A 25,412-nucleotide genomic window follows, 5' to 3' on the forward strand; every position below is an offset into this window, starting at 1 on the left:
ACTGCTGCTACTTTTCGGCTATGTAGCCATCATAACTGATGCTGGTACGATTCGTACTGATCACCTGCAAGCTGGCGGTGCCGTTAGGGCTAACGCCCAGTATGAGCTTATTGATGTTCTGCGCATCGGTGGGCACGATCACGATCGTGGTGATGCCTTTCTTGTTGGTCTTTGGTGAGTAAGAGAACTTGGTAGAAGTGAATTTGATACCGCTTTCATTCGGGTTAGTGTAAGCCACCGAGGAATTAAAGGCTCGTCCATAAAATGGAAGGTAAGCGATCACTGAATCCGTCCTAACCACCATATCAAAATTATAATTCAAATAGATATGGCCAGTGCCATCAGGCGATATGTTGAACATTTGACCGTTCAGCATCGTGTATCCGCCTCCAAGCGGGTTGGCATAGGTCGCCTTGAACGTGAAGTGCTTGCTGTCCAACAGTTTCTTCACTTCATTAGCTTTTAACTCTTTACGGCTTTCGCGGGGTTTGTTGGTGTGCGTAGTGTCCTGAGCCATAGCCGCGTGGAGGCCAATGCCAAGATACATGGACACTATCGATATTAAAAGTTTTGCTGCTCTCATAAAGTGATGTATTTGAGGACGGTATGCTGTTAAGTATACATAGCCCGTTCACGAACTGTTTTTGTTAGACATAAAAAAAGCCGGCAGGTTTAAACCCGCCGGCTTCATCTATCTTATAAAAGCTATTAGATCAGGCTAACGCTGCGGTTAACGAACTCAGTAAGTTCAGCACCGGTCAGCAGTCCTTGTGATAACAGTGCCAGGTCGAACGCCTGCTTAGCCAATTGGGTGCGGGCCTCTTCGTCGTTGGTCTCCAGCATTTTACCGATCAGCTTATGGTTGCCGTTCACTACAACCTTGTAGCTATCAGGCATATTACCGTAGAAGCCCATACCGCCACCCATTTGCGCCATGTCCTTCATGCGGCGCATAAACTCGTCCATGGTAACGGTCACTGGTAACTCTTCAGGGTTCAAGCTTTCCAGTTCAACCTTAAAACCCGGTTTGGTGATCGCTTTTTCAAATATGTCTTTAACCTCGGTCACTTGATCATCGGTCAATACCGTGGCAGGGGCATCATCTTTCTTGATCAGCTTGTCGGCCACGTCAGCATCCACGCGTTTAAGCGAGGTCTTTTCCAGCTTTTGCTCCAAATGGCTTACAAAGTGGTTATCGATAGGAGAGTTCATCAACAAAACGTCGTAGCCTTTCTTAATGGCCGACTGGATGAACGAATCCTGCTTGGCCGGCTCGTTGGTATAAATGTACACCAACTGGCCATCCTTATCAGTTTGAGTGGCCGATACCTTCTCCTTGTACTCGTTGAGGGTGAAGTTCTCCTTAGCGGTATTGGTCAATAAGGTGAAGTCCTTAGCTTTTTCGTAGAACTTATCATCGCTGATGAAGCCATATTTTACGAACAAGCCAATGTCGCTCCATTTCTCTTCGTAAGCCTTACGGTCGGCTTTGAAAAGCTCAGCCAATTTGTCGGCTACCTTTTTAGTGATGTATGTGTTGATCTTTTTGACGTTGCTATCAGCTTGTAAAAAGCTACGCGAAACGTTCAGCGGGATATCTGGTGAATCGATCACACCATGCAGCAACATCAGGAACTCAGGAACGATGTCCTTCACCTCATCAGTGATGAATACCTGGCGTGAGAACAATTTGATCTTGTTGCGTTGGAAATCAAAGTCGTTCTTCACCTTAGGGAAGTATAACACACCGGTAAGGTTGAACGGATAATCAACGTTCAAGTGGATCCAGAATAGTGGATCTTCAGAAAAAGGATAAAGTTCTTTGTAGAATTGCAGGTAATCTTCGTCCTTCAGCTCCGATGGTGATTTGGTCCAGATCGGGTTGGTCTCGTTGATGATGTTATCGCTCTCAACGGTGATATATTTAGGCTTGCCTTCTTCGTCCTCACCTTGTGGAACCTCATCGGTACGGGTACCGAACTTGATCGGCACAGGAAGGAACTTGGCATATTTATCCAGTATCTCCTGTAATTTGTGCTTGTTCACAAATTCTTCCGATTCGCTGTTCACGTGCAGGATCACATCGGTACCGCGGGTGGTGCGTGTTCCTTCAGTGATCTCGAACTCAGTGCTGCCATCGCAGATCCAACGAGCTGGTTCAGCACCTTCCTGATAAGATAGGGTGTTGATCTCGACCTTGTCGGCCACCATGAACGCCGAATAGAAGCCCAGACCAAAGCGACCAATGATCTCATTAGCATCTTTAGCTTCCTTGAATTTCTCCATAAACTCGGTAGCACCCGAGAATGCGATCTGGTTGATGTACTTCTTGATCTCGTCGGCCGTCATACCCAGGCCATTGTCAGATATGGTGATCGTCTTGGCAGTCTCGTCGAATAATACTTCAACCTGAAGCTCTCCCAACTCGCCATTGTACTGGCCTAATGATGATAAGCGTTTGATCTTTTGCGTAGCATCTACCGCATTAGATACCAGCTCGCGCAAAAATATCTCGTTATCAGAATATAAGAACTTTTTAATGATCGGGAAAATGTTCTCGGTGTGTATCGAGATCGTTCCTTTTTCTTGCATATGATTGTTATTTTAATTAGTGATAGTGATCTCACTATATCAATGCCTGTTCCAAATATAATTCGCTTGTCAAAATGGCAGTTGGAGTTCTCCGGAGCTGTGTTATTCAGGCTTATGATTTGCAGTGGACACGTTGCGCTCGCAATGACATTTGTGTTGTGAGGTCATTAAAATTGCAACGTGAAAACCGTTCCTTTACCCTCGGTACTTTGCACCGTGATGTTGCCTTTGTGCATCAACATGATCTGCTTGCAAAGGCTAAGGCCTATGCCACTGCCTGTTTTTCGAGTGCTAAAGAATGGGATGAAGATCTTCTCTAGCAACTCTGCTGACATGCCCAGGCCGTTATCGCTTACTTTTATTAAGGTTTTATTGCCCTGTACTTCGGCCGATAGGCTGATGGTGGGTTCGGGGCGATCCTTTACTGCTTCAATGGCATTTACCAATAAATTAATGAGCACTTGTTCCAGCAGATTGACGTCGACATCGATGGCCAAATTCAGATCACGAAGGATGACATCCAGCTCGATGTTCTTCTTTTCCAGCGTTGGCAACATCAGTGTATTGAGGTTCTCGAACAATTCGTAAACCAGCGTGTGCTGCAATTCCAGCTTGGTTATTTTATTTAAACTTCGGTAGCTCTCAGTAAATTTCAACAAGCCCTCACTGCGGCGTTTAATGGTATCTATACCCAATTCAAGGTCTTCAAGGTCATGTCCAGTGGCGCTATTGGCAATATCCGAGCGCTTGAGGCGATTTTTTAAGGTATTAGCCAGAGAGGATATTGGCGCAACGGAATTCATGATCTCGTGGGTCATCACATTCAATAACTTAGACCAGGCATTAGACTCTGATTCATCCATCGCATCGCTAACGTTCTGGAAAGCCACCAATTTGTAAAGCTTATCCTCGCTACGCAGTAAACTCGCCATCAGCAATATCTTCAGCTTTTGCTGCTCATGCTGTATGGTCACCACCCGGCTATTGCCCGACCGTAATTTGATGATCTCCTCGTAAAGCTCAGGGGCGCGTTTTTCTAAAGAACTGATGTTGCGCAGGTAGGGGATGCTGATCAGGTTCTTGAATGACTCGTTGATCCAGCCTACTTCGCCGGTCTCCTGCTCGTATGATAGGATACCTGTTCCTACTAATTCTAAGATGTTTTGAAGATAGTGGTATTGCGTCTCACGCTCACGGTTGATCGTCTTGAAAGTAACGTTGATCTCGTTAAATCCCTGACGTAGAACCTGCACGTTAGAGGGGGCGTTCTTGATCGCATAATGCCTTGAAAAGTCGCGGTATTGCGCGGCCTCTGCAAATTCCTGCACCTCTTGTTGTATTTTAGTATACTGATATAATAAATTGAATATAAGATAGATAATAAAAGGTAAAGGTAAGAAGATATATAGATTGTTGTTGCTAACCAATCCATACGCGGCAGCGCACATAAAGCCGAATAGAAGCAGGATGCGCAGCAGCAACTGCCACTCGTAGCGTTTAAATATCATACTTGTTCAGGCGGCGGTAAAGGGCAGTGCGGGTCAGTCCTAACTCTTTGGCAGCTCGGGTGATATTGCCATTATGCTTTTCTATCACGCGTAAAATGGCGTTCTTTTCCATTTCGCTTAACGGAACGTTGTCAGTTAGTTGAGGCGCTTCAGGTAAAGCTGTTTCTAATGATGAAAAGATAAGGTCGTCTGGCTGCAACACGTCCTCTTCGGCCATGATCACGGCGCGTTCAATGGTGTACTGCAATTCACGTACGTTACCAGGGAATCCATACATCTGCAATTTGTTAAGTGCCTGGTTGCTGAGGTCCATAGGCGGTTTCATGTATTTGGCCGCATACATCTTTGCAAAATGACGAGCTAACACCGGTATGTCACTTGTACGGCGGCGGAGCGGCGGCATAGTAATCTCGACCGTGTTGATACGATAGATCAAGTCCTTTCTAAATTTGTTCTCATTGGCCAGCTCCTGCAACGGGATGTTGGTGGCACAGATCAAACGAATGTTAATGTCGACCGGCTTATTGGTACCCAGGCGGGTCACTTGCCGATTCTGTAATATGGTCAACAGTTTGGCTTGCTGTTGCAAGGTGATGTTGCCGATCTCATCCAGGAATAAGGTACCGCCTTCGGCTTCCTCAAAGCGACCCATACGGTCCTCTCTCGCATCGGTAAAGGCGCCTTTTTTATGGCCGAACAATTCGCTTTCAAATAGGGTATCGGTCAAAGCACCAACGTCCACCTTAATAAAAGGCTTGTTGGCCCGCAAAGACCGCTCGTGGATGGCCTTTGCCATCAGGTCCTTGCCCGTACCGTTCTCGCCAAGGATCAAAATGTTGGCATCAGTAGGCGCGATCTTATTCACCTTGTAAAAGATGTCCTGCATCACATCAGCTTCACCTAAAATGGCGGTGCTGCCTGCAGTGCTTTTAGCAACGGCTTTCGGCTTTTTAGGGCCTTCCTGCTTATCTAACAACTCACTTAGTGTTTCTAACAGGCGCTCGTTGTGCCATGGTTTCACTACAAAGTCGTTGGCGCCTTCTTTCAGTGACCGTACGGCAAGGTCGATGTGCCCATAAGCGGTGATCATGATCACACAAACGTTAGGGCGCCACTCTTTTATCTTGCGCAGCCAGTAAATGCCCTCGTTGCCGGTGTTCATGGTGCTGTTGAAGTTCATATCCAGCAACACCAGATCCACTTGGTTACGGGTGAGTATCGAGTTAATGTTCTCGGGATTCTTCTCAGTGATGATCTCGTGAACCTCGGTCTTTAACAATAGTTTCACCGCGGTGAGTACGTCAATATCATCATCAACAACTAGTACGGTGGCTTTTTTCAGTATCATGTGCGCAAATTAGGTTGGTCAATTTACTTAAATATCTTTAATATTAAGCTTTATCAGGCAAGCCTGAATACCTCAAAAGCAGCAAAAACGGAGCGAAGAAGCGTTGTTCGCTTCAATTGGTTGTTCGCCAATGTTTTAGCTATATCTAAAGGCCGCAGGTACTGTATCATAACCGCACACCCGATGTAACACAAGCGTACGGTGGTCATTACGGTTATATCTTAATTGATTGATATATAGCATTTTGAACAGTGGCACATGGTTTATATAGTAACAGTAAACAAATATTTTTAAGTGGACAGAATAATTGAAAAGAGAACGTGGAACGCTAAACGCATAGCCACCATTGCCGGCATCGCTGGTGTGGTTCTATTGATCGCGGGGAGCATTTATTTCACGTCGGGCAAAAGCAAGTTGAATGTAGATACCGAACGTATCACCATCAGTGATGTGACAAAGGGCTCGTTCCAGGAGATCATTCCGCTGAACGGTATCGTGATGCCGATCACCACTATATTTTTGGACGCTGTTGAAGGCGGCCGGGTAGAAAAAGTATTTGTAGAGGATGGAGCCACCTTAAAGGCTGGTCAACCGATATTGAAATTAGCCAACACTGACCTTGAGCTTAGCCTGGCCAATGAAGAGACAGCCGTGTTCAATGTGCTCACTCAAATGCAGATCTCGCATGATAACGCACGTCAGAATACTATCAGCAAGCTCAACCAGATGGCTGAGGTAGAAAGCGGATTAAAAGAGGCCGGACGTATCTATGAATTGAATAAAAAGCTGTATGCCCAAAAAGCTATCGGTATGCAGGAGTTCCAAAAATCGGAGAACGATTACCTGTATGCGGTGCGCCGTAAGCGGCTGACCACGCAGATCCTTAACCAGGATTCTACCGCGGTGAATCAGCAGACCAAGCAAAGCCGCGACTCCTATGCACACATGAAAGCCACTTTGGAACTGATGCGCAAAAAGGTAGGCGATCTGGTAGTACGTGCACCCGTAGATGGCCAGTTGACCGCACTGGATGCCGAGATCGGTCAAAGCAAGCAAAAGGGTGGACGATTAGGTCAGATAGATGTACTGTCGGGCTTTAAGGTGAGGGTAGATGTGGATGAACACTACATTACCCGCGTAATGAATGGCCAGACCGGGGAATTCACCCTTGGCGATAAGACCTACAAGCTGAAGATAAAAAAGGTATTTACTCAGGTAAGTAACGGCCGTTTCCAGGTCGATATGGTATTTGTTGGTGCGGTGCCAAAAGATATTCGCCGCGGGCAAAGTTTACAGGTGCGACTGGCTCTGAGCGATGAGACCCAAGCCGTACTTGTGCCTAAAGGTGGTTTTTACCAGCAAACAGGCGGTAACTGGATATTTAAATTGAGTGAGAACGGCAAGACGGCTTACCGAGTAGATATTCAACTGAACCGCCAGAATCCGGATTACTATGAGGTTACTTCAGGCTTAAAACCCGGCGACCGTGTGGTGACCTCCAGTTACGAGAACTACGGCGACATGCAAGAACTGGTTCTTAAATAGCAGTATTTACATCGGGCACTTAACGATATTAACAAGACACATCACAATTTATATGACCCTGTGATAAGGGTGGGGAGGATAAATGATCAAAATAACTAACCTTGAAAAATTCTACCGTACCGAAGAGGTAGAGACCGTTGCGTTGAACAAACTCAACATGGAAGTGAATACCGGCGAGTTCGTGGCCATTATGGGTCCCTCTGGCTGTGGTAAATCGACCTTGCTGAACATCCTAGGCCTTTTAGATGACCCCGATGGTGGCAGCTATCTGTTCAATGGCACTGAGGTGGCTCATTTTAATGAGCGTAAGCGTGCCGATCTACGCAAGCACAACATCGGATTTGTATTCCAAAGTTTTAACCTTATCGATGAGCTAACCGTGTTCGAAAATGTGGAGCTTCCATTGATATACACCGGTATAGGCGCTGCCGAACGCAAAACAAGGGTAGAAGAGGTGTTAGGCAAGATGCAGATCATGCACCGCCGAAATCACTATCCGCAGCAATTATCTGGTGGTCAGCAACAGCGCGTTGCTATTGCCCGCGCAGTGGTGAACAAACCTAAACTGATACTGGCTGATGAGCCCACCGGTAACCTCGATAGCAGCAACGGTAACGAGGTGATGGAGCTTTTGACCGACCTGAACGAGCAGGGAACGACCATCATCATGGTGACCCACTCTGAGCACGATGCAAGATACAGTCATCGCATCATTCGCCTGTTAGACGGGCACACCGTTGTCGAGAACATCATGATGTAATACCTCCACCGATCACTCACATGAAGATACCTAAACTCTTATCGACCATTTTGGTGGCTGCATCGGCGGTCTGCTCATCTGCGAGTGCCCAGGTGCAGATGCCTAATACCCTCAAGCCCGAACAGAAGGTTTATGGCCTTTCGAAGTTCTGGCAGGAAGTGAATTACAATTTTGTGTACCTCAATAAGGTTGATCGAAAAGCATGGGATAGCTTGTACACCGCTATGATACCAGTGGTACAGCAGACCAGGAACGACTACGAGTATTTTCACGAACTGCAACGTTTTTGTGCGTTCCTGAAGGACGGGCATACCAACATCTACCTCCCTCAGGCGATAGAACAGAAAATACTGACCAGCATGTTCGGTAAATACCGGTTGTTCATCCAAAATATCGACGGTCATGCGATCATCACCCGCACCAACCTAAGCATCAAGGAGGAGGTACCGGTTGGTGGCGAAGTGGTTGAAGTGAACGGACTAAGTACCGCCGCTTACATGAATAAATATGTAAGGCCCTACATCTCCTCATCTACCCAATATGTGTTAGATGATCAGGCGGCCTCATCGCTTTTACAAGGACCTGAAGGCAGCACTTACAATGTAAAGATCAAAACGCCCAAAGGAGCAGTTAAGAACTTGCAGTTGACGCATGCCCGTACCGAGGAAAAAGAGACGATACCAGCTTTTGAGGAGTCGGGGCTACTGACCATGAAGTGGTACCCCGGCGATGTGGCTTATGTAGCCTTGAACAGCTTTGGCGACCGCAAGATCGACACCCTGTTCATTCAAAAGCTTCCTGAGTTATACAAGGCGAAGTCGCTGATCATCGATCTTCGCAACAATGGAGGTGGCAGCACCAGCATTGGCGCAGCGATACTCAGCTATCTGACCAACGACAGCACTTACTACGGCTCTAAGGCTGTTAGTCGCCTGCATAGCTCGGCCTTTAAAGCCTGGGGGGTATATGTAACGCCTAAGGATACCATCAACAGCGACTGGAACAAAAAGGCTTGGTTAGATAATCATGACCTGCGGATGGAAGTGGTGTCGTCAGGCAGTGTTTACCGCAACCAAGCAAAAGAACAACGCCTGGTAGTACCCACGGCGGTGCTGATTGGTCATAACACAGCATCAGCAGCAGAGGACTTTTTGATCCTGGCTGATAAACAACAGCATATGGTCAAGATCGGACAGAATACTTTCGGCAGCACAGGCCAGCCATACTTGTTCGATCTGCCCGGGGGCGCTAAAGCACGGGTATGCACCAAGAAAGATACCTATCCTGACGGACGCGAATTTGTTGGCTACGGCATTAAACCTGACATTGAGGTAGTGACCACCGTAAAGGATCTGATAAATAACAATGACCCCGCCCTCAACAAAGCGCTCCGTTTACTTAAGAACAGCACACTGAAAAGCATAACCGCAAGTAAGACCGCATCCCTAAACTCTAAATAATATCTATATGAAGACCTTAAAACTTATCATACCTCTATTGGCCGTTTCGTTAGCGGCCAGTGCTCAACGCAAACACGAGAACATCAGCGAAAGCATTCATGAAGATGGCTCCGAATTAAAGATCGATATCAGTGGCAAGAACAATGGCCGCAACCTCGATTATCACCGACGCTTTAACGTAAAGGGCATGAGCAAGGCACAAAAAGATGCCATCATTAAAAAGGTTACCGATTCGTTAGGCCTTGCGCCACATACAGAGCCCGGTCATCCTCAAGTACCGCAGCCACCGACGCCACCAGCCTCGGTGACGAGCACCAAAAGTTCGAGTACCCATTTAGATTCAGATATACACGACGATGGTAAGACCATGCAAGTACGCATATCAGGCAATAAAGGCAAAGGCACTTTCAGCTACTCAAAAAATTTCAACGTGAAAGGCATGTCAAAAGCGGATAAGGATGCACTGATCAAACATATAACCGACTCGCTTGGTGTAAGTGACCGTGTGAACACTCATTAAACCTGACGTTATGCTCAAAAACTACATCAAGATCGCCTGGCGCAATCTGTGGAAAGGCCGGATATTCAATTTTATGAATGTGACAGGGTTATCAGTAGCGGTGGCCTGCTGCACACTGATCTTCCTGACCGTTTATTACGAGTTCAGCTATGATAGCTTCCATGAGAACATCGATAACATTTACCAGGTATATAACCGCTCGAACAGGCCGACAGGCGTAGAAGTGAGCACGGCTTGCCCGATACCTTTGGCTCCTGCTATCAAAGCTGATTATCCATTCATTAAGTATACTACCCGTTCAGGAAACTCATCCGCAGAGGTGAGGTACGGCGGGAAGACGATCGAACAGGACGTTCATTTTGTGGATCCTGATTTTTTTAAGATGTTCAGCTTTTCGTTCTTAAAGGGCAACGAGGCTGGCGCACTTTCGGGTCTGAATAGCGTTGTCTTGACCCAAACATCTGCAAAGGCCATATTTGGTACCGAGGACGTACAGAACAAGACCATTACGCTGAATATGAATGGCCAGGAAATGCCGTTCGTGGTTTCAGGTGTGATCAAAGATATTCCCGATAACTCGAGTATCACCTTCCACATGGCTGTCCGTTTTGAACATTTTACCAGCTACAAAGCGGATATGGACAATTGGAACAACCGTTCACATTTCCTTTTCCTCCAATTCAAAGACGGATACGATCCTTCCAAATTCTCTCAGCAACTAAAGCCGTTCGTGAATAGGTATTACGCTGAAAGCATCAATAATCTGAAAAAGGATGGTGCAAAGCCAGACGTCAATGGTAATTTATTTAGCCTGGCAGTCGCTCCGTTCTCTAACAATCACTTTGCCACCCAAATGGGTGGGGTAGAAGGAAGCGAGGTAAGCAAGATATATCCTATAAGTTTAATGGTTATCGGCTGCTTTATACTGGTGATCGCCTGTATAAACTTCATCAACCTGTCGGTAGCACGTGGTTTTACACGTGCACGTGAAGTTGGGGTACGTAAAACGTTAGGTGCTGGCAAATTGCAATTGCTCGCCCAATTTTGGACGGAGACCATCATGGTTTGCCTAACCTCAACACTGATCGGGCTGTTGTTAGCAGCATTGCTGATGAAGCCGTTCAAGGCTATCTTTAGAAGCCACATTGAATTGAAAATGATGGTAGAGCCTAAACAATTGCTGGGCATACTGATCATATTCATGGTGGTGACCGCCGTTGCAGGGTTTTACCCGGCGTTGATGATGATCCGCTACAAGACCGTAGCGGTGTTGAAAGGTACGATAACAGCAGGCAAGCCCGGTAAACTACGCAACACCTTGCTGGTTGTACAATTCGCACTGTCGACCTTGCTGATCATTTGCACCATCATTACCTGGCAGCAGATCACCTACCTGAACAATAAACCCTTGGGCTATAACAAGACCGAGGTCTTGAGTATCCCGGTCACCAAGGGACAGGTAGGCACCGATGCATTGCATGTGATGCGGAATGTGCTCCGTGCGAATAATGAGGTGGTCGCAGTGAGCGGCGCATACATGAACATGGGCCGCGGCAACGATGGCTCGTCCATGAGCTCCATATTGGGTTTTGAATATCAGGGCCATGAGGTGCGCACAAACATACAGCGTATCGATTACGACTATTTGAAAACGCTCGACATCAAATTGTTAGAAGGCCGCGAGTTTGACCCGGAGCGTGCAACGGATAGCTCGGCCGTGATCATCAATGAAAGTATGGCCCGTCAGTTGGGTGGTAACAAGCTTATCGGTACTCAGTTGCCCATGTTGGATGGACGCCCCAAAGCCGAGATCGTGGGCATTATGAAGGACTATAACTTCCGGTCATTACATGAAGAGATAGCCCCGTTGAGCCTAACTATGGACAAGGACTATACCATCAATTACATATTTGTAAAGGTTCGTCCCGGTAATCTGGTTCATAGTTACGATGAAATAAAACGTACCTGGAAAAAGGAATATCCTAATGCGGAATTCCTGGCCTCATGGCTTAATGAGAATACGGAGCGTCAGTACCTGAACGAAAAACGCTTATCGGGCATATTCGTGAGCGGCGCGGTGCTAGCCATCGTGATCTCATGCATAGGGTTGCTGGCCATCTCGATCATGATCGTGATACAACGCACCAAAGAGATAGGCATCCGCAAGGTACTGGGTGCTAACGTAGCGGGTATCGTGCTCATGTTATCGCAGGATTTCATCAAACTGGTATTATTGGCCGCAGTGATGGCGTTCCCGGTGGCCTGGTACCTGATGGATCATTGGCTGCAGGGCTTTGCATACCGTATCCACATCCAGTGGTGGGTGTTCGTCGCAGCAACTTTGCTGGCCATGATACTTGCCGTGATCACGGTAAGCTTCCAGTCCATCAAAGCGGCGTTGGCCAATCCAGTAAAAAGCTTACGAAGCGAATAGTTCAGTGGGCGGCCTGGTAGATAACAATACCTGGCCACCCACTAATCACCATTAACCAGTCACTACCATGTTCAAGAATTACCTCAAGATCGCCTGGCGCGCGTTGCTGAATAGCAAGGGTTTCTCGTTTATCAATATAGCCGGATTAAGTATCGGTATGGCGGCTGCCATGCTCATCGCGCTATGGATCTGGAACGAGCTCAGCTTTGACCGCTTTCATAACGACATCAACAATACTTATGTGGCTTTTAATCGGGCCAAGTTCGATGGCAGGCTCGATTGCTGGCCTACCACACCCAATCCGCTTGGTCCTGCGCTTAAGCAAGAGTACCCGGAGGTAAAGCGCAGTGTACGAGTAGGATGGAGCGAGCAGCATTTGATCGATCACGACGACAAAAAGCTACAGGCCAAGGGGTTTATTACCGATGATGGATTTCTGCAGTTGTTCAATTTCCCCGCGATCAGCGGTAATATATCAACGGCATTAAAGGAGCCTAACAGCCTGGTGATCACCGAGACCCTGGCCAAAAAGATATATGGCGACGAAGATGCCGTGGGTAAAATCATTAAGCTGGATAACCGTTTTGAAATGAAGGTGACCGCGGTCCTCAAAACGCTGCCATCCAACACAAGGTTCCAGTTCGACCTCATGATGCCCTGGAGCTTTATGAAACAACTGTATGGCCGTGATGACCCATATTGGGGCAACAATAGCTATAAGACCTACGTGCAACTTCAACCTAACACACAATTAGAAGCACTGAACAAAAAGATACGCGACATCACGATCCGTCACTCCAACCATGACGAGGACACAGAGGTTTTCTTGTACCCGCTGAGCGACTTTTACCTGCACAATAGCTTTGTTAATGGTAAGCCAGTTGGTGGCCGTATAGAGGTAGTTCATTTATTTGCGGTGATCGCATCTTTCATTTTGCTGATCGCCTGTATAAATTTCATGAACTTGAGCACCGCCCGTAGCGAGAAACGCGCCAAGGAGGTAGGTGTTCGAAAGGCCATAGGCGCACTTAAGAACTCGCTGATCGGACAGTTCCTGCTCGAGTCGGTCATTATATCGGTCATCGCCGGCGTGATATCGGTCGTGCTGGCACAAGTATTCCTGCCATACTTTAATACTTTGGTGCAATGGCATTTGGCCATACCGTATGGTTCGCTATGGTTCTGGGCCATATTTGTCAGCTTTATGCTGGTCACTGGTCTGCTTGCAGGTTGCTATCCGGCACTGTATCTGTCATCGTTCAAACCAGTGGAGGTGTTAAAGGGCACTTTTCGCTCGGCCAATGCATTGATCACACCGCGTAAATTGTTGGTGATCGTCCAGTTCACCTTTGCGGTGGTCATGATCGTGAGTACGATCATCATTCGCAGGCAGATCCAATACGCACAAGATCGTGATAACGGTTACAGTAAAGGTAATGTAGCGTTCGTTGACTTTTCGGGAGATATTGACAAGAACAAAGACCTCATCAAAAAGGAACTGTTAAGCAGCGGCGTGGCTACCGCCGTTACCATCACCAACCAAAGCTTTACCAATGCAGGTAGTAATTCGTGGGGACTCAACTGGCAAGGAAAAGCGCCTGGCTCAAAGATCGTATTCGATCAAATGGCAACGCTGGGCGATTTTGCCAAAACGTTAAAGTTGAAAATGCTCGAAGGGCGTGACATTGACCCTGAACGTTATCCTACCGATTCTACCGCCTGCCTGATCAGCGAATTGGCCTTAAAGGCAATGGGTTTTAAGCAACCTATTGGGCAGATCATTGATAAGGACGGCATCAAGTGGCATGTGGTGGGCGTATTTAAAGACTTCATCTGGGGTTCACCGTTCGATCCGCTTAACCCCATGTTCGTGATGGGGCCCGCCACCCGTTGGTCAAATAATATCAATTGGCGCTTTAGCGATCAAAAACCGATCGGTCAGTTAATGAAACAGGCAGAGGCAATATTTAAGAGATACAATCCGGCTTTCCCTTTCCAGGCTAACTTTTTAGATGAAGAGTATGCTCAAAAATTTCATGAGCAACAACGTACAGAAAGCTTGGCCGGTACGTTCGCCATTCTTACCATTATCATTTCGTGTTTAGGATTGTTCGGGCTTGCCGCATACATGGCGGCTAACCGCACTAAGGAGATAGGCGTTCGCAAAGTGTTAGGCGCGTCAGTGGCTAATATCACCACTTTATTATCTGTCGATTTCCTGAAGTTGGTGGTCGCCTCCATTGTGATCGCCACACCGATCGCCTGGTTCGCCATGAACAAGTGGCTGCAAAATTACACCTACCGGATCGAGGTAGAATGGTGGGTGTTCTTGCTGGCGGGTGGCGCTGCTGTACTGATCGCTTTGCTCACCGTAAGTTTCCAATCGGTACGTGCCGCTGTAGCCAATCCAGTAAAAAGTTTACGTAGCGAGTGATCGCTACACGTTTTCAGGCGGTGCCGGCTTTGGCCTCATCGCCTGAACTCGATTTATGATACTGATCTTCTATCACTATTAAAAGTTAGTATATGTTCGGGAATCATTTAAAGATCGCTTTCAGAAGCTTATGGAGAAACAAGGCTTTCTCCGTGATCAATGTACTTGGGTTGGTACTGGGCTTTACAGTACTGATCTTTATCGCTGAATATATCGCTTATGAGTGGAGCGCTAACCGTGATCACAAAGATCTGAAACAGATCTACCGACTGTCGTTCCTGTACAAAGATGGTAAAAGCAATTACTACATGCCCCCAGGTATCGGTGCCCGGCTGGCAACTGATGTGAGCGGCGTAAAAGCTTGTGTACGCATTGGCGATAATATCGGGAATGGCGTAGTGGCAGTTACCGATGCCTCAGGCAGTAAAAAGGTCTTTAGGGAGGAAAAGGTATCCTTTACTGATGATAGCTTTTTCAAGGTATTCAGTTTTCCGTTAGTGAGCGGCAGCGGACGACTGAACGAGCCACAGACAACAGCCATTTCCCAAAGCGTTGCACAGAAGTATTTTGGCGGTGTTGACGCCGTAGGCAAAGTGATCGAGGTGAATAACCAATTCGGTCAAGCCAATTATACGGTCACCGGTGTATATCAGGACATGGCTCAGAACTCAGATATCAAAGCCGATATCCTGCTTTCTTTCAAAACCATCGAAAGTGCGGCGTTCAGGAATAGTAACGACTGGGCCGACCCTAACACCTTCGACTCTGAGTACGCCTTCATCTACTTGCTTGCCGATGAACATGCGGACCAAGCTCATCTAGCTGACCAGGCCACACAATTGCTTCATCAACTAAAACCCGATACTCAAAATGATAAGCTTGGCCTTCAGCCGTTATCTGAACTACATATAGCTCCATCATTTAACTATCCATTCCAAACCTTTGGTAGTTTAACGCTAATGATATCATTCATTAGCGTGGCTATGCTGGTAATGGTCATTGCCTGGGTCAACTATATCAACTTGTCCACCGCACAGGCACTTAACCGGGCCAAAGATGTGGGCGTGCGTAAGGTATTAGGTGCGGCTCGGTCGCAGCTTAGCGCGCAGTACCTAATCGAGACCGTGGTGTTGACGGTGATCGGCCTGGCAGTGGCTTTATTGTTGGTGTTGTGCTTGCAAAGCACCTACAACGGCATCTTGGAAAAACAGCTCTCACTATCCATATTTGATCAGTGGTGGATATGGGCAGGCGGGGGTGCCATGATCGTAACAGGAACGCTCATTGCAGGTGGCTATGTGGCCTGGGTGCTCAGCTCGTTCGATCCGTTGGTCACGATCAGGAGCAAGGCGCTGATCAGTATCGGTGGCGTATCCTTGCGTCGTGGATTAGTGGTATTTCAATTCGCTACGTCCATCGTATTCATTGTGGCCACCATCGTACTGTATGATCAGCTCAAGTACATGCGCACGCAAGACCTGGGCATGAACGTAGATCAGCGCCTGGTGATCACCGGCCCGTCAGTGATCAATAGTTCGCAGATCGATCACTCGCTGGCCTTTGAGGCCGACCTGCGCCAGTTGCCTTTTGTAAAGCAGGTGGCTGCATCTAACAACGTACCCGGGCAAGGATACAATTTTTCGGCCGCAGGTATCACTAATATGCAACCTGCACCAGGGGATGATAAGTTTTCGTACGCAATGCTGATCGTTGACAACGACTTTTTTAGTACCTACGATATCAAGATCAAGAACGGCTCGGGTTTTAGCCCTGCTATGCTTGAACACGGATGGCCAAAGACCAAAAAGGTGATCCTGAACGAGGCAGCGGTGAAACAGCTCCGATACAAGGATGATGCTTCGGTGATAGGTAAAAAGATCAAATGGCGTGGCGATTTTGAGGTGGTAGGAGTGGTAAAGGACTATCATCATTTGGGTTTACACGAGCAGATCAAACCCATGATATTCTTGCCTGCCGTGGCCGATGGATTCTTCACCCTGAAAATAGATCAACGTGATCTGCCCGCAAGGATAGAGCAGATCCGTAGGATATATCAAAAGAACTTCCCCGCCGAGCCGTTCAACTATTCATTCCTGGATGAGGTTTATGACAAGCAGTACAAGGCAGAGTATCAGTTGGGAAACATCTTTATAGCGGCTGCCGGCACAACGGTTTTCATCGCCTGTTTGGGTCTGCTGGGCTTGGCTATGTTCGCGGCCAAGCAACGCACTAAAGAGATCGGTATCCGCAAGGTTTTGGGCGCAAGCGTGATCGACCTAATTGATCTGATATCGGCCGACCTGCTTAAAATGGTAATGATCGCCATGGTGATCGCATGGCCGGTGGCCTGGCTCATTATGGACAAGTGGCTGCAGAACTTTGCCTACCGCATACACATGCAGTGGTGGATGCTGGTGGCAGGAGGAGCGTTGGCACTGCTCATTGCGCTGCTGACCGTGAGTTTTCAGGCCATGAAGGCCGCTACCCTTAACCCCGTGAACACGCTTCGGAATGAGTGATCAAACCTGTATGATGTAGTAACACTGTATCATTACCGTACGATGTTTGTTCCGCTTACGAACGGTGGTATATTAGGTTAGTATAGTTAATTAGTTATATATCAACAACTTAATGTTTTGGTACAGATTTGATAAGCTATGGTATAAGGTCTTCAATGTATTTTTATGACCGCGTAATGTACTATCATCTTAACGATCACAAGCTAACATGTTATCACTTAAACAAATATCAAAATATTACCAGGTAAGCGGCGCCAAGGCTTACGTATTGAACCATGTTGACCTCGACATCGATCAAGGCGAGTTCGTGTCGATCATGGGGCCGTCAGGGTCGGGCAAATCGACATTACTCAATATCATAGGCATGCTTGACCAGCCATCCGAAGGTTATCATTACTTTTTAGGAGAACCCGTACATCAATTAAAAGAGAAACAACGCGCAGCGCTTTACAAGCAAAATGTGGGCTTTGTATTTCAGGCCTATCACCTAATTGATGAACTGACGGTTTATGAGAACATAGAAACGCCACTTTTGTACCAGGATGTGAAAAGCGCCGAGCGCAAAGCTTTGGTAGCCGATGCCTTGGACCGTTTCAACATCGTTGGAAAAAAAGACCTTTTTCCTTCGCAGCTTTCGGGCGGACAGCAACAGTTGGTAGGTATCGCCCGCGCGCTGATCGCGAGCCCGAAGCTGCTTTTAGCCGATGAACCTACCGGCAACCTGAACTCTAAACAAGGCGAAGAGATCATGGAGCTTTTCCAAAAATTGAACAAGGAGGATGGGGTAACGGTGATACAGGTCACTCACTCCGAAAAGAACGCCCAATACGGATCACGCATTATTCATCTGCTTGATGGAAAGATCGATTCGTCAATTACTTTGTGATCCTGCTATGCGTAACCTGATCTTTATTATTGCCCTAACGGGATGCTTTGTGCAGGCAAGCGGTCAAACCACCGACACTTTGTACAACCTGCAGCAATGTATCGATATCGCTATCAAGAATAATCTCACCGTGAAAAAGAGTGAGTTAGAAATGGAGCGTAGTCGTATTTACTGGCAGCAGCAGCGGGCTAACTTATTACCTACTTTTAATGGATCGGTCAATCATGGCATCAGCACAGGCCGTAGTATCGACCCTTTTACCAATACCTATCTTAACCAGCAGATCACCTCTGCCGATTACAATGTTAACGCCAACCTGATCTTGTTCAACGGCATGGCCATTCAGAACAGCATTCGCCGTACCTCACTGGCTTATCAGGCCGGTCAAATGGATCTTGAGCAGGCTAAGAACGACATCACACTCAACGTGATCACCACTTATTTGCAGGTGATCAACAATACTGACCTTCTTAAACAGGCCAACAGCCAATTATTGGTATCGCAGCAGCAACTTAAACGTTTGGAGGTGATGAACACGAACGGAGCCGTTCAGCCTTCGGATTACTATGATGTAAAAGGCCAGTTAGGTACCGACCGGTTGAACACTATCAACGCCCGTAACTCAGTAGACGCCTCAAAGCTCAACCTATTGTTGTTGATGAATGTCCCATACACAAAGGCTTTCAACGTACAACGACTCGATGCTACGCAATTACCGTCTGCCGAGTTCAAGCAAACAGCAGAGGAGGTTTACAGCAACGCCTTGGACAGGCTGCCGTTAGTAAAGGCATCTACCTTGCGCCGGCAAAGTGCTGAGAAACAGGTAAAAGCCGTAAAAGGCACCCTATTTCCTACCTTATCCTTATACAGCGGCATAGCTACCAGATATTCCAGCGCGGCAAGACGTTCAACGTTCATTGACTCCATGGAGGTCAACACCGGAAGTTTCATCAAGTCGCCGTCAGGTAAGCAGTCGGTGTATGAGTATCAGCAGATCTACCGTAGTGAAAAGATCGGTTATTACGATCAGTTCAAGAACAACTACAACACCCAGGTAGGCATCGGTTTGCAAATACCGATATTGAACGCCTTTCAAAATCGCAACAGGGTAGCGCTGGCGAAGATCGATCTGAGTGAGGCCCGTTACACCGAAGCAGCCACCCGCGTACAACTGAAACAGAACGTTGAACAGGCGTTCGTAAACATGAGGTCGGCATTTGAGCGCTACCAGGTGCTCACCGAACAGGTGGATGCTTTTAAGGAAAGTTTTCGTACGGCCGAGATAAGATTCAATGCTGGAGTGCTCAATTCGGTAGACTTTATCGTAGCCAAGAACAACCTTAATCGTGCCAACATCAACCTGATCAACGCACGCTACGATTATTATATTCGCACTAAAATACTTGATTATTACCAGGGAAGGCTATCTTTTTAGGGTGAATACCTACATGCGATCATGAAGTTAGCACAAAATCGACTTTTAGTTGTTGTGCTTACGATTATCTGCATGTTATGAAAAAATTAATTTATCTCACCATCATGAGCCTGGGTGTCGCGACCTTAGTTCAGGCACAACCTACTCCTCAGCTGCTACCACAGATCAGCGTAGGCATCAAAGGCGGCGCTAATCTTACAGCATTACCCACTCAGGATAGATTTGACGCCGAGGGCCGTACAGGCTACCTGGTAGGTGTATGGACAAGAGTTGGAGTGGTGGGTTGGTTCATTCAACCCGAGTTATATTTCTCGAGCAAGAACGCCAAATTCATTGACAAGAACACTGGCGCCGAGAACAAGTTCCGGGTAAATGGTCTGGACCTTCCTATATTGGTAGGCCGTCGTTTTGGGGATAATGGTCTCTACGGTCGTATCAACACCGGCCCAGTATTGTCCTTCGCTACGCGTAACAAGCAAACCCAAGACGGACCTTACAATCCCGCTATGCTCAAAATCAAAAGCCAGGGTCTTCAATGGCAATTTGGTGGAGGTATCGATATAAGTCGTCTGTCAATAGACCTGCGTTACGAGCTAGGTCTTAACAAGATCAAAAATGGCAATGAATCAAGCAATACGCGATTTAACAACTTCAACGTTGCACTTGCTTACCGCATTTTCTCTACCTAAAACTTGCTCATAGGTCAACTTGCTTCAGCGAGTTGGCCCATAACAAAAAAGGTCAGGCCGTTTAAACGGCCTGACCTTTTTTATTTGATAAGTATCGGTCTATCCCAGCATCAGTTGTTCGCCGATAGACTGTATATCAGCCGCGCTTAGGCCTGCGCTGTCGTCGGCTGTCCAGGTGTAAAGGGTGTCCTTATATATACTGATCGAGAAATCGTCAGTGGTCACATCGTAATAAGTGGTATCTCCTTCAGCATGCGTATGTACCGACGCGTGTAACTGCCGGCTGTTGATCGATAGGGTCAGTTCAAAATCTTCCATAGTGAATTAACGTAAAATAGTCAATACGGTTGTAAATAAATTACAAACGCATGAATTATTATGTCTACCTTACGGCACCTTAATTAATAAATTTAACCCAAAGCATAAATGGCATTTATCGATAATGTGTTAGAGAAGCCATCGTACGGCTGGTACGATGTGAACGGTGGTCTCTCGAAGCCGAGCGTACTCACGATCTTCAAGGAGTTCTTTTCAAGGCTTAATGTGTTCAAGACCAAAAAGAATTGGCTGCCGTTCACCAGTTGGATGATGATCGCTTGTTTGGCCGTTCCGTTCAGTTTGCTGTTGTTCAAGTATTTGAGTTGGTATACCGTTCTTATAGCCTTTGTTTATAGCATGGTGGTGATGGGTGCGCATGGCACGGTATGGTATCACCGTTATTGCACTCACCGTGCATATAAATTCCGTAACAATTTCTGGCGGTTCATCACCCAGAACATCACGCTCAAGATCATTCCTGAAGAGATATACGTGATATCGCACCATGTGCATCATGCCAAATCAGATCAGCCGGGCGATCCTTACAACGCTCAGGGGGGCTTTTTATACTGCTTTTTAGCCGACGTGAACCACCAGCCGATCGCCCGTAATATGGACGAGCATACCTACAACCGTTGCGTAAAGCTTATGAAACACACCGGACAGGTCTCGAATACCTACGAACAATATCAACGTTGGGGCTCATTAGCTAACCCGCTGCGAACCATTGGCGGCGTGATCCTCAACTGGGGTTTTTGGTACGCGGTATTCTTTTTCATCGGTGGCCACGAATTGGCTTGCACCATATTTGGCGCTGCCGGTTTTTGGGCAGTGGGTGTGCGTACCTTCAATTATGAAGGGCATGGCAAAGGGGAGGACAAGCGCCGCGAAGGAGTAGATTACAACCGTAACGATATGTCGGTGAACCAACTGTGGCCAGGCTTCGTTGCCGGTGAGTGGCACAATAATCACCACTTGTTCCCTAAAAGTGCAAGATCGGGATTTTTACCGCATCAGTTGGATCTGGCCTGGTGCTATATCAAGTTCTTGAACCTGATCGGTGGAGTGACCGAATACCACGACTCTAAAAAGAAGTTCCTTAAAGAATACTACGCTCCTCAACCAGAGATATGCAGCGTGACCGGTAAGGTACTGTTGAAGACGGCCAGTTAAGCCGTCGACTCGAAAGATAACATAAAGGGCCTGTAGCGATACAGGCCCTTTTCTTTTTCCTTTAGCTCTGTCCGTAAAAGATCGTCGGGTTAGGCCCCTGACAATGCCGCATACGCCCCCTTTGAAATGTCGAGGTTAGTTTTAATTTTACATCAGCATCAAACATCACTCTAAACACTAACACCATGTTATTAAAGATCTTTTATGTGATCGGCGGACTCATTTTGCTCGTGCTGATCGTTGCATTATTCGTAAAAAAAGACTACACCATTGAGCGCGAGATCGTGATCGAACGCCCTGTTGCCCAGGTGTTCGACTATGTAAGATACTTGAAAAACCAGGACAACTTTAGCAAGTGGAATATGACCGATCCTGGCATGAAGAAAGCTTACAAAGGCACCGATGGAACTGTTGGTTTCGTTTACTCGTGGGACAGTGCCAACAAGCAAGTAGGCAAAGGCGAGCAGGAGCTCAAAAATATTACCGATGGGCAACGTGTGGACATGGAAGTACGTTTTATCAAACCTTTCGAAGGTGTGGCCAGCTCGGCTTTTACTACCGAAAGCATTAATGCCGGGTCGACCAAGGTTAAATGGAGTTTCAAAAGCGAGATGCCGTATCCAATGAACCTGGCCCGTTTGTTCATGAACATAGAGGACATGCTGGGTAAGGATATGGATGCAGGGCTGGTAAATTTGAAGCGCGTGTTAGAAAATAAATAATTTGTAGTTGCTTAGAGGCCTGTGGCCGTTTAGCAGGCTCAACGTCTTTGCCTTCAATAGTTCACTCTATCTGTACTGAAACAATTTTTCACAATGATGCGTTCAAAGCTTCATTAACTCAACTCAACCAATCATGAAACGTTTTTTTGCTCCTTCACAACTGCCTTTCAATGCAGATCTTGCGTTGTTGGTGTTACGCCTCATCGTAGGTATCGCCTTTGTTATTCACGGCTGGGGTAAGATCCAATCGCCTACCGGTTGGATGGGCCCGCAGGCTACCATGCCTTCTATCTTTTTGGCTTTGGCCGCTATCTCTGAATTTGGCGGCGGCATCGCACTGATCCTTGGTCTGCTGACCAGGCTGGCCGCTATCGGGTTGATCGCTACCATGGCTGTGGCAGTGTATTTTCACGCATTTACGTTTGGCGACCCTTTCGTTGCCAGTAAGCAGGGCGGAGGGTCGTACGAGTTAGCGCTGGTGTACCTTGGCATCTCCTTGTTGTTATTAGCTATAGGTGCTGGTCGTATCTCGCTCGATAAACTGATCTTTGGCGAAAGATCGAACGTGCTTTAACCTAAAGATCCACATTATGCTATCATACCACGAAGCCATCAGTAGTTTTTCGGTAGATGATACCGCTAAGGCCAAAGCCTTTTACCAAGAGGTGTTGGGCTTAACGGTGGAAGAACTTGAAATGCCGGGTCTGTTGAAACTCGACCTTAAAGGCGGCCAACAGATATTGATCTATCCTAAACCTGACCATTTGCCGGCCTCGTTCACGATACTCAATCTGATGGTTGATGATGTAGAAGCTGCGGTGGATGAACTAACGCAAAATGGTGTGATATTCGAACGTTACGATCAGCCTGAGCTTCATACCGACGACAAGGGGATCATGCGAGCGCATGGTACCACTATTGCGTGGTTCAAAGATCCGGCAGGGAATCTCCTGGCGCTATTACAAGCATCTTAAAACAGCAAAGCCCCCTTTGATTATCGCAGGGGGCTTTCTTCTTATTTAAACCGACAATTATAATTTCTCCAAACTGATGTCGGCAATACCTTTGATCTCGGTCGAAAGTTCGCCTAACCAACCCAGGTCATAAGCGATCCCGGTTTGCACCTTGATAAAGTCGATACCTCGTAAGCTCACCTTGTTGCCACGGTTGTCGACCGCGTTAGCAATGTCAAGCTTGTCGCCACCGGGTGTGTTGTCTGCATAGCCATACTCAAAAGCATTGCTGGTAATGAAGGTAGGGTTGGTGCTGTTGATGTTGGTGGTAGGCAATAGTGGACCTTCTAATATCAACGTGTTCTTAGTGATCCACTCAGGATAGTAAGGTTGTTTGTGATACGTATTGGTCTTTACCACGCCTTTAACACCAAAACCATCCATCCAGGGTACATCGTTGGTCGGTACGTCGGGGCGCGAATAATAAACTACCCAGTCACGTTTATAACCCGCTTTATCAGTTGCAGATCCCGCAAGTTCATACCAAACGTCATCAGGCAGTCCGTTACCATTACTATCGCGCATTACCCAAACCACGCCGGGTTCGGCATAACCGGTCGAAGCATTATTATAAATAATGATATCCTCTTTGTTCGGCTCATTCATTACTGTGTGATCAAAGCCCAGCACGATATTGCCACCATAAGCGCCAAGGCTTACCAAACCGGTCTTACCGTTCAAAACACCTTTTGCGGCATCCATGTTCCCGCTGCTGGTATTGATAAATTGTCCAGGGGCGGGCGAATAATCAAAAAGTTGCGTTACGTAGGCGCTGCTCTGCGCGGTCACCGGCCTGGTTGGTATGGTGTTGTCCGGCTCTTCGCCACCCTTTTTACAGGCTGCGAACAAGAGTATCGCTAATGACAGAACCAGTATTATCCTCGTTCTTGATCGAGATATGGCGAACATTGATGTGATCAATAATTAATTTTTGTAATTATAATTAAATACTGCGTGTTGTGGCAATATTCCGGTCTCAAAACTGAATTTTTTGCGGCCGTTGCTTCCAAAGCAGATCACCTTGCCTACATTGCTGGTAAAACTAATGGCATCGGCTATATAAACATCATCGTTAAAATCATCGATGGTCAGGCCGTACATAACGCCGATCTTGGTGTCATCAGCTACAAAGTTGGTCGACGGCGTGCCAGTGCTTAAGTTGAGGTTCTTTAAAACCGGCGCAAAGGTAGTGGCATCACTTACGCTTAAAAGGTATTTCCTGGTCGAGAAAGCCATTGCCGAGCCATAGTCAACACCGGCCACGGTCCCGGTAGAAACTTTGGTATCGGTCAGGCTGCTGATGCGATCCAGGTTACCAGGTATGTTCTTATAATCACCATAACTGATCACGTAAATGTCGCCGTTAGGAGCAGCAGCTACCCGCACCGGGTTTTGGGTGACAGTAATATCTTTGATCTTGGTAAAGGTGCGCAAATCCACTACTGATACGGTGTTTTTGCCCGATAGCAAATAATCGCTATTGGCCACGTATAGCTTGCCGTTGGCAACTGCCAGGCCTTCTAGGTATGGGGTCAGCATCACATCAGCTTCAATATTAAGCGTCGCTGTATCTATACGGCTCACCTTGCCATCATAACGCGATACATAGGCTTTGCCCTGGTAAAAAGCAATGCTGCGTGGCAGATAACCATCGGCAGTTGAGTTAAATGAAATGCGTTTGATGGTCTTCCCGGTAGCCACGTTCATTACATCAACGAACGACTTTGGCGCACCTTGCATGCCGCTCACCACGCAATACATCTTGTTACCATAGCGCTCCAGATCAGTAGCGGTCTCACCAAGGGATGTGCCATTCACGCTTTTGTAAAAGGTCTTGTTGGCCACGTTCTTATTAATGTCGTAATAAGTGATCTCGCTATTACCCTGGCCATAGTTACCTTCGTTAAGCACATATACGCCGGCAGTGCTATTGATCTCAGGGTAAATGGTGTCATCATCCTTGCTGCATGAGCTAAATAAAAGGGCACAAGCCGCGACAACGATACCGATGTTCTGGCCAAGATGGAGTAGAGGTTTTTTCATGTTCGTATTTGTT

At 47.0% G+C, this 25,412-nt stretch carries 21 protein-coding genes; 14 read left to right on the forward strand and 7 right to left on the reverse strand.

Annotated elements, in window-relative coordinates:
* Window positions 1-7: 7 nt before the first annotated feature.
* The 4 genes from LLH06_RS09230 to LLH06_RS09245 form a co-directional block, all read right to left on the reverse strand.
* A complete protein-coding gene (locus LLH06_RS09230) occupies window positions 8-583 on the reverse strand; it encodes a DUF4251 domain-containing protein (protein WP_228173078.1) in 576 nt (191 codons plus the stop codon).
* A 125-nt stretch (window positions 584-708) separates the two neighbouring features.
* Window positions 709-2,592, reverse strand: a complete 1,884-nt coding sequence (gene htpG, locus LLH06_RS09235) for a molecular chaperone HtpG (protein WP_228173079.1) — start codon at window positions 2,590-2,592, stop codon at window positions 709-711.
* Between the two features lie 167 nt (window positions 2,593-2,759).
* Entirely contained in the window at window positions 2,760-4,100 is a 1,341-nt protein-coding gene (locus tag LLH06_RS09240) for a sensor histidine kinase (RefSeq protein ID WP_228173080.1), read from the reverse strand.
* A complete protein-coding gene (locus tag LLH06_RS09245) occupies window positions 4,090-5,448 on the reverse strand; it encodes a sigma-54-dependent transcriptional regulator (protein WP_228173081.1) in 1,359 nt (452 codons plus the stop codon). Before LLH06_RS09245 ends, LLH06_RS09240 begins: the two co-directional genes overlap by 11 nt.
* 294 nt (window positions 5,449-5,742) lie before the next feature.
* Between LLH06_RS09245 and LLH06_RS09250 the strand changes: the two genes are divergently transcribed.
* From LLH06_RS09250 to LLH06_RS09295, 10 genes are all read left to right on the forward strand, one after another.
* A complete protein-coding gene (locus tag LLH06_RS09250) occupies window positions 5,743-6,993 on the forward strand; it encodes an efflux RND transporter periplasmic adaptor subunit (protein WP_228173082.1) in 1,251 nt (416 codons plus the stop codon).
* Window positions 6,994-7,075: 82 nt separating this feature from the next.
* Entirely contained in the window at window positions 7,076-7,753 is a 678-nt protein-coding gene (locus LLH06_RS09255; RefSeq protein ID WP_228173083.1) for an ABC transporter ATP-binding protein, read from the forward strand.
* 20 nt (window positions 7,754-7,773) lie between these two features.
* Window positions 7,774-9,213, forward strand: a complete 1,440-nt coding sequence (locus LLH06_RS09260; RefSeq protein WP_228173084.1) for a S41 family peptidase — start codon at window positions 7,774-7,776, stop codon at window positions 9,211-9,213.
* Between the two features lie 7 nt (window positions 9,214-9,220).
* Window positions 9,221-9,733 carry a hypothetical protein gene (locus LLH06_RS09265; protein WP_228173085.1) on the forward strand — a complete coding sequence of 171 codons (513 nt, stop codon included), beginning with the start codon at window positions 9,221-9,223 and terminating at the stop codon, window positions 9,731-9,733.
* 10 nt (window positions 9,734-9,743) lie between these two features.
* Window positions 9,744-12,167 (forward strand): ABC transporter permease, encoded by a 2,424-nt coding sequence (locus LLH06_RS09270; protein ID WP_228173086.1) that lies wholly within the window; start codon window positions 9,744-9,746, stop codon window positions 12,165-12,167.
* Between the two features lie 67 nt (window positions 12,168-12,234).
* Window positions 12,235-14,601 (forward strand): ABC transporter permease, encoded by a 2,367-nt coding sequence (locus tag LLH06_RS09275; protein WP_228173087.1) that lies wholly within the window; start codon window positions 12,235-12,237, stop codon window positions 14,599-14,601.
* A 92-nt stretch (window positions 14,602-14,693) separates the two neighbouring features.
* The gene (locus LLH06_RS09280) at window positions 14,694-17,120 is read left to right on the forward strand and encodes an ABC transporter permease (RefSeq protein ID WP_228173088.1); all 2,427 of its coding nucleotides are present in this window, start codon (window positions 14,694-14,696) and stop codon (window positions 17,118-17,120) included.
* A 208-nt stretch (window positions 17,121-17,328) separates the two neighbouring features.
* The gene (locus tag LLH06_RS09285; RefSeq protein WP_228173089.1) at window positions 17,329-18,006 is read left to right on the forward strand and encodes an ABC transporter ATP-binding protein; all 678 of its coding nucleotides are present in this window, start codon (window positions 17,329-17,331) and stop codon (window positions 18,004-18,006) included.
* Window positions 17,975-19,441 (forward strand): TolC family protein, encoded by a 1,467-nt coding sequence (locus LLH06_RS09290; RefSeq protein WP_228173090.1) that lies wholly within the window; start codon window positions 17,975-17,977, stop codon window positions 19,439-19,441. The genes LLH06_RS09285 and LLH06_RS09290 overlap by 32 nt, the downstream gene beginning before the upstream one ends.
* A gap of 77 nt (window positions 19,442-19,518) precedes the next feature.
* The gene (locus LLH06_RS09295) at window positions 19,519-20,130 is read left to right on the forward strand and encodes a porin family protein (protein ID WP_228173091.1); all 612 of its coding nucleotides are present in this window, start codon (window positions 19,519-19,521) and stop codon (window positions 20,128-20,130) included.
* Between the two features lie 99 nt (window positions 20,131-20,229).
* On the opposite strand, the gene LLH06_RS09300 is transcribed toward LLH06_RS09295, so the two are convergent.
* The gene (locus tag LLH06_RS09300; RefSeq protein ID WP_228173092.1) at window positions 20,230-20,448 is read right to left on the reverse strand and encodes a hypothetical protein; all 219 of its coding nucleotides are present in this window, start codon (window positions 20,446-20,448) and stop codon (window positions 20,230-20,232) included.
* Between the two features lie 108 nt (window positions 20,449-20,556).
* Here LLH06_RS09300 and LLH06_RS09305 point away from each other — a divergent pair, with 108 nt between their 5' ends.
* The 4 genes from LLH06_RS09305 (at window position 20,557) to LLH06_RS09320 (ending at window position 23,317) form a co-directional block, all read left to right on the forward strand.
* Window positions 20,557-21,621 carry a fatty acid desaturase gene (locus tag LLH06_RS09305; RefSeq protein WP_228173093.1) on the forward strand — a complete coding sequence of 355 codons (1,065 nt, stop codon included), beginning with the start codon at window positions 20,557-20,559 and terminating at the stop codon, window positions 21,619-21,621.
* A gap of 185 nt (window positions 21,622-21,806) precedes the next feature.
* The gene (locus LLH06_RS09310; protein WP_228173094.1) at window positions 21,807-22,343 is read left to right on the forward strand and encodes an SRPBCC family protein; all 537 of its coding nucleotides are present in this window, start codon (window positions 21,807-21,809) and stop codon (window positions 22,341-22,343) included.
* A 133-nt stretch (window positions 22,344-22,476) separates the two neighbouring features.
* On the forward strand, window positions 22,477-22,917 hold the full coding sequence (locus LLH06_RS09315) for a DoxX family protein (protein ID WP_228173095.1): 441 nt from the start codon (window positions 22,477-22,479) through the stop codon (window positions 22,915-22,917).
* A gap of 16 nt (window positions 22,918-22,933) precedes the next feature.
* Window positions 22,934-23,317 (forward strand): VOC family protein, encoded by a 384-nt coding sequence (locus tag LLH06_RS09320; RefSeq protein ID WP_228173096.1) that lies wholly within the window; start codon window positions 22,934-22,936, stop codon window positions 23,315-23,317.
* A gap of 57 nt (window positions 23,318-23,374) precedes the next feature.
* On the opposite strand, the gene LLH06_RS09325 is transcribed toward LLH06_RS09320, so the two are convergent.
* Both LLH06_RS09325 and LLH06_RS09330 read right to left on the reverse strand, forming a co-directional pair.
* Window positions 23,375-24,265 (reverse strand): cell surface protein, encoded by an 891-nt coding sequence (locus LLH06_RS09325; RefSeq protein WP_228173097.1) that lies wholly within the window; start codon window positions 24,263-24,265, stop codon window positions 23,375-23,377.
* A gap of 15 nt (window positions 24,266-24,280) precedes the next feature.
* Window positions 24,281-25,399: a YncE family protein gene (locus LLH06_RS09330; RefSeq protein WP_228173098.1), complete on the reverse strand. Its 1,119-nt coding sequence runs from the start codon at window positions 25,397-25,399 to the stop codon at window positions 24,281-24,283.
* Window positions 25,400-25,412 lie beyond the last annotated feature (13 nt).

The sequence above is a fragment of the Mucilaginibacter daejeonensis genome, assembly GCF_020783335.1.
GTDB classification, from domain to species: Bacteria; Bacteroidota; Bacteroidia; order Sphingobacteriales; family Sphingobacteriaceae; genus Mucilaginibacter; species Mucilaginibacter daejeonensis.

Coding starts and splice junctions, on each gene's coding strand:
- LLH06_RS09285 (WP_228173089.1), top strand. CDS start 17,329: ATGTTATCACTTAAACAAATATCAAAATATTACCAGGTAAGCGGCGCC.
- LLH06_RS09305 (WP_228173093.1), top strand. CDS start 20,557: ATGGCATTTATCGATAATGTGTTAGAGAAGCCATCGTACGGCTGGTAC.
- LLH06_RS09245 (WP_228173081.1), bottom strand. CDS start 5,448: ATGATACTGAAAAAAGCCACCGTACTAGTTGTTGATGATGATATTGAC.
- LLH06_RS09255 (WP_228173083.1), top strand. CDS start 7,076: ATGATCAAAATAACTAACCTTGAAAAATTCTACCGTACCGAAGAGGTA.
- LLH06_RS09265 (WP_228173085.1), top strand. CDS start 9,221: ATGAAGACCTTAAAACTTATCATACCTCTATTGGCCGTTTCGTTAGCG.
- LLH06_RS09315 (WP_228173095.1), top strand. CDS start 22,477: ATGAAACGTTTTTTTGCTCCTTCACAACTGCCTTTCAATGCAGATCTT.
- LLH06_RS09310 (WP_228173094.1), top strand. CDS start 21,807: ATGTTATTAAAGATCTTTTATGTGATCGGCGGACTCATTTTGCTCGTG.
- LLH06_RS09290 (WP_228173090.1), top strand. CDS start 17,975: ATGGAAAGATCGATTCGTCAATTACTTTGTGATCCTGCTATGCGTAAC.
- LLH06_RS09240 (WP_228173080.1), bottom strand. CDS start 4,100: ATGATATTTAAACGCTACGAGTGGCAGTTGCTGCTGCGCATCCTGCTT.
- htpG (WP_228173079.1), bottom strand. CDS start 2,592: ATGCAAGAAAAAGGAACGATCTCGATACACACCGAGAACATTTTCCCG.
- LLH06_RS09295 (WP_228173091.1), top strand. CDS start 19,519: ATGAAAAAATTAATTTATCTCACCATCATGAGCCTGGGTGTCGCGACC.
- LLH06_RS09300 (WP_228173092.1), bottom strand. CDS start 20,448: ATGGAAGATTTTGAACTGACCCTATCGATCAACAGCCGGCAGTTACAC.
- LLH06_RS09230 (WP_228173078.1), bottom strand. CDS start 583: ATGAGAGCAGCAAAACTTTTAATATCGATAGTGTCCATGTATCTTGGC.
- LLH06_RS09320 (WP_228173096.1), top strand. CDS start 22,934: ATGCTATCATACCACGAAGCCATCAGTAGTTTTTCGGTAGATGATACC.
- LLH06_RS09270 (WP_228173086.1), top strand. CDS start 9,744: ATGCTCAAAAACTACATCAAGATCGCCTGGCGCAATCTGTGGAAAGGC.
- LLH06_RS09330 (WP_228173098.1), bottom strand. CDS start 25,399: ATGAAAAAACCTCTACTCCATCTTGGCCAGAACATCGGTATCGTTGTC.
- LLH06_RS09280 (WP_228173088.1), top strand. CDS start 14,694: ATGTTCGGGAATCATTTAAAGATCGCTTTCAGAAGCTTATGGAGAAAC.
- LLH06_RS09260 (WP_228173084.1), top strand. CDS start 7,774: ATGAAGATACCTAAACTCTTATCGACCATTTTGGTGGCTGCATCGGCG.
- LLH06_RS09325 (WP_228173097.1), bottom strand. CDS start 24,265: ATGTTCGCCATATCTCGATCAAGAACGAGGATAATACTGGTTCTGTCA.
- LLH06_RS09275 (WP_228173087.1), top strand. CDS start 12,235: ATGTTCAAGAATTACCTCAAGATCGCCTGGCGCGCGTTGCTGAATAGC.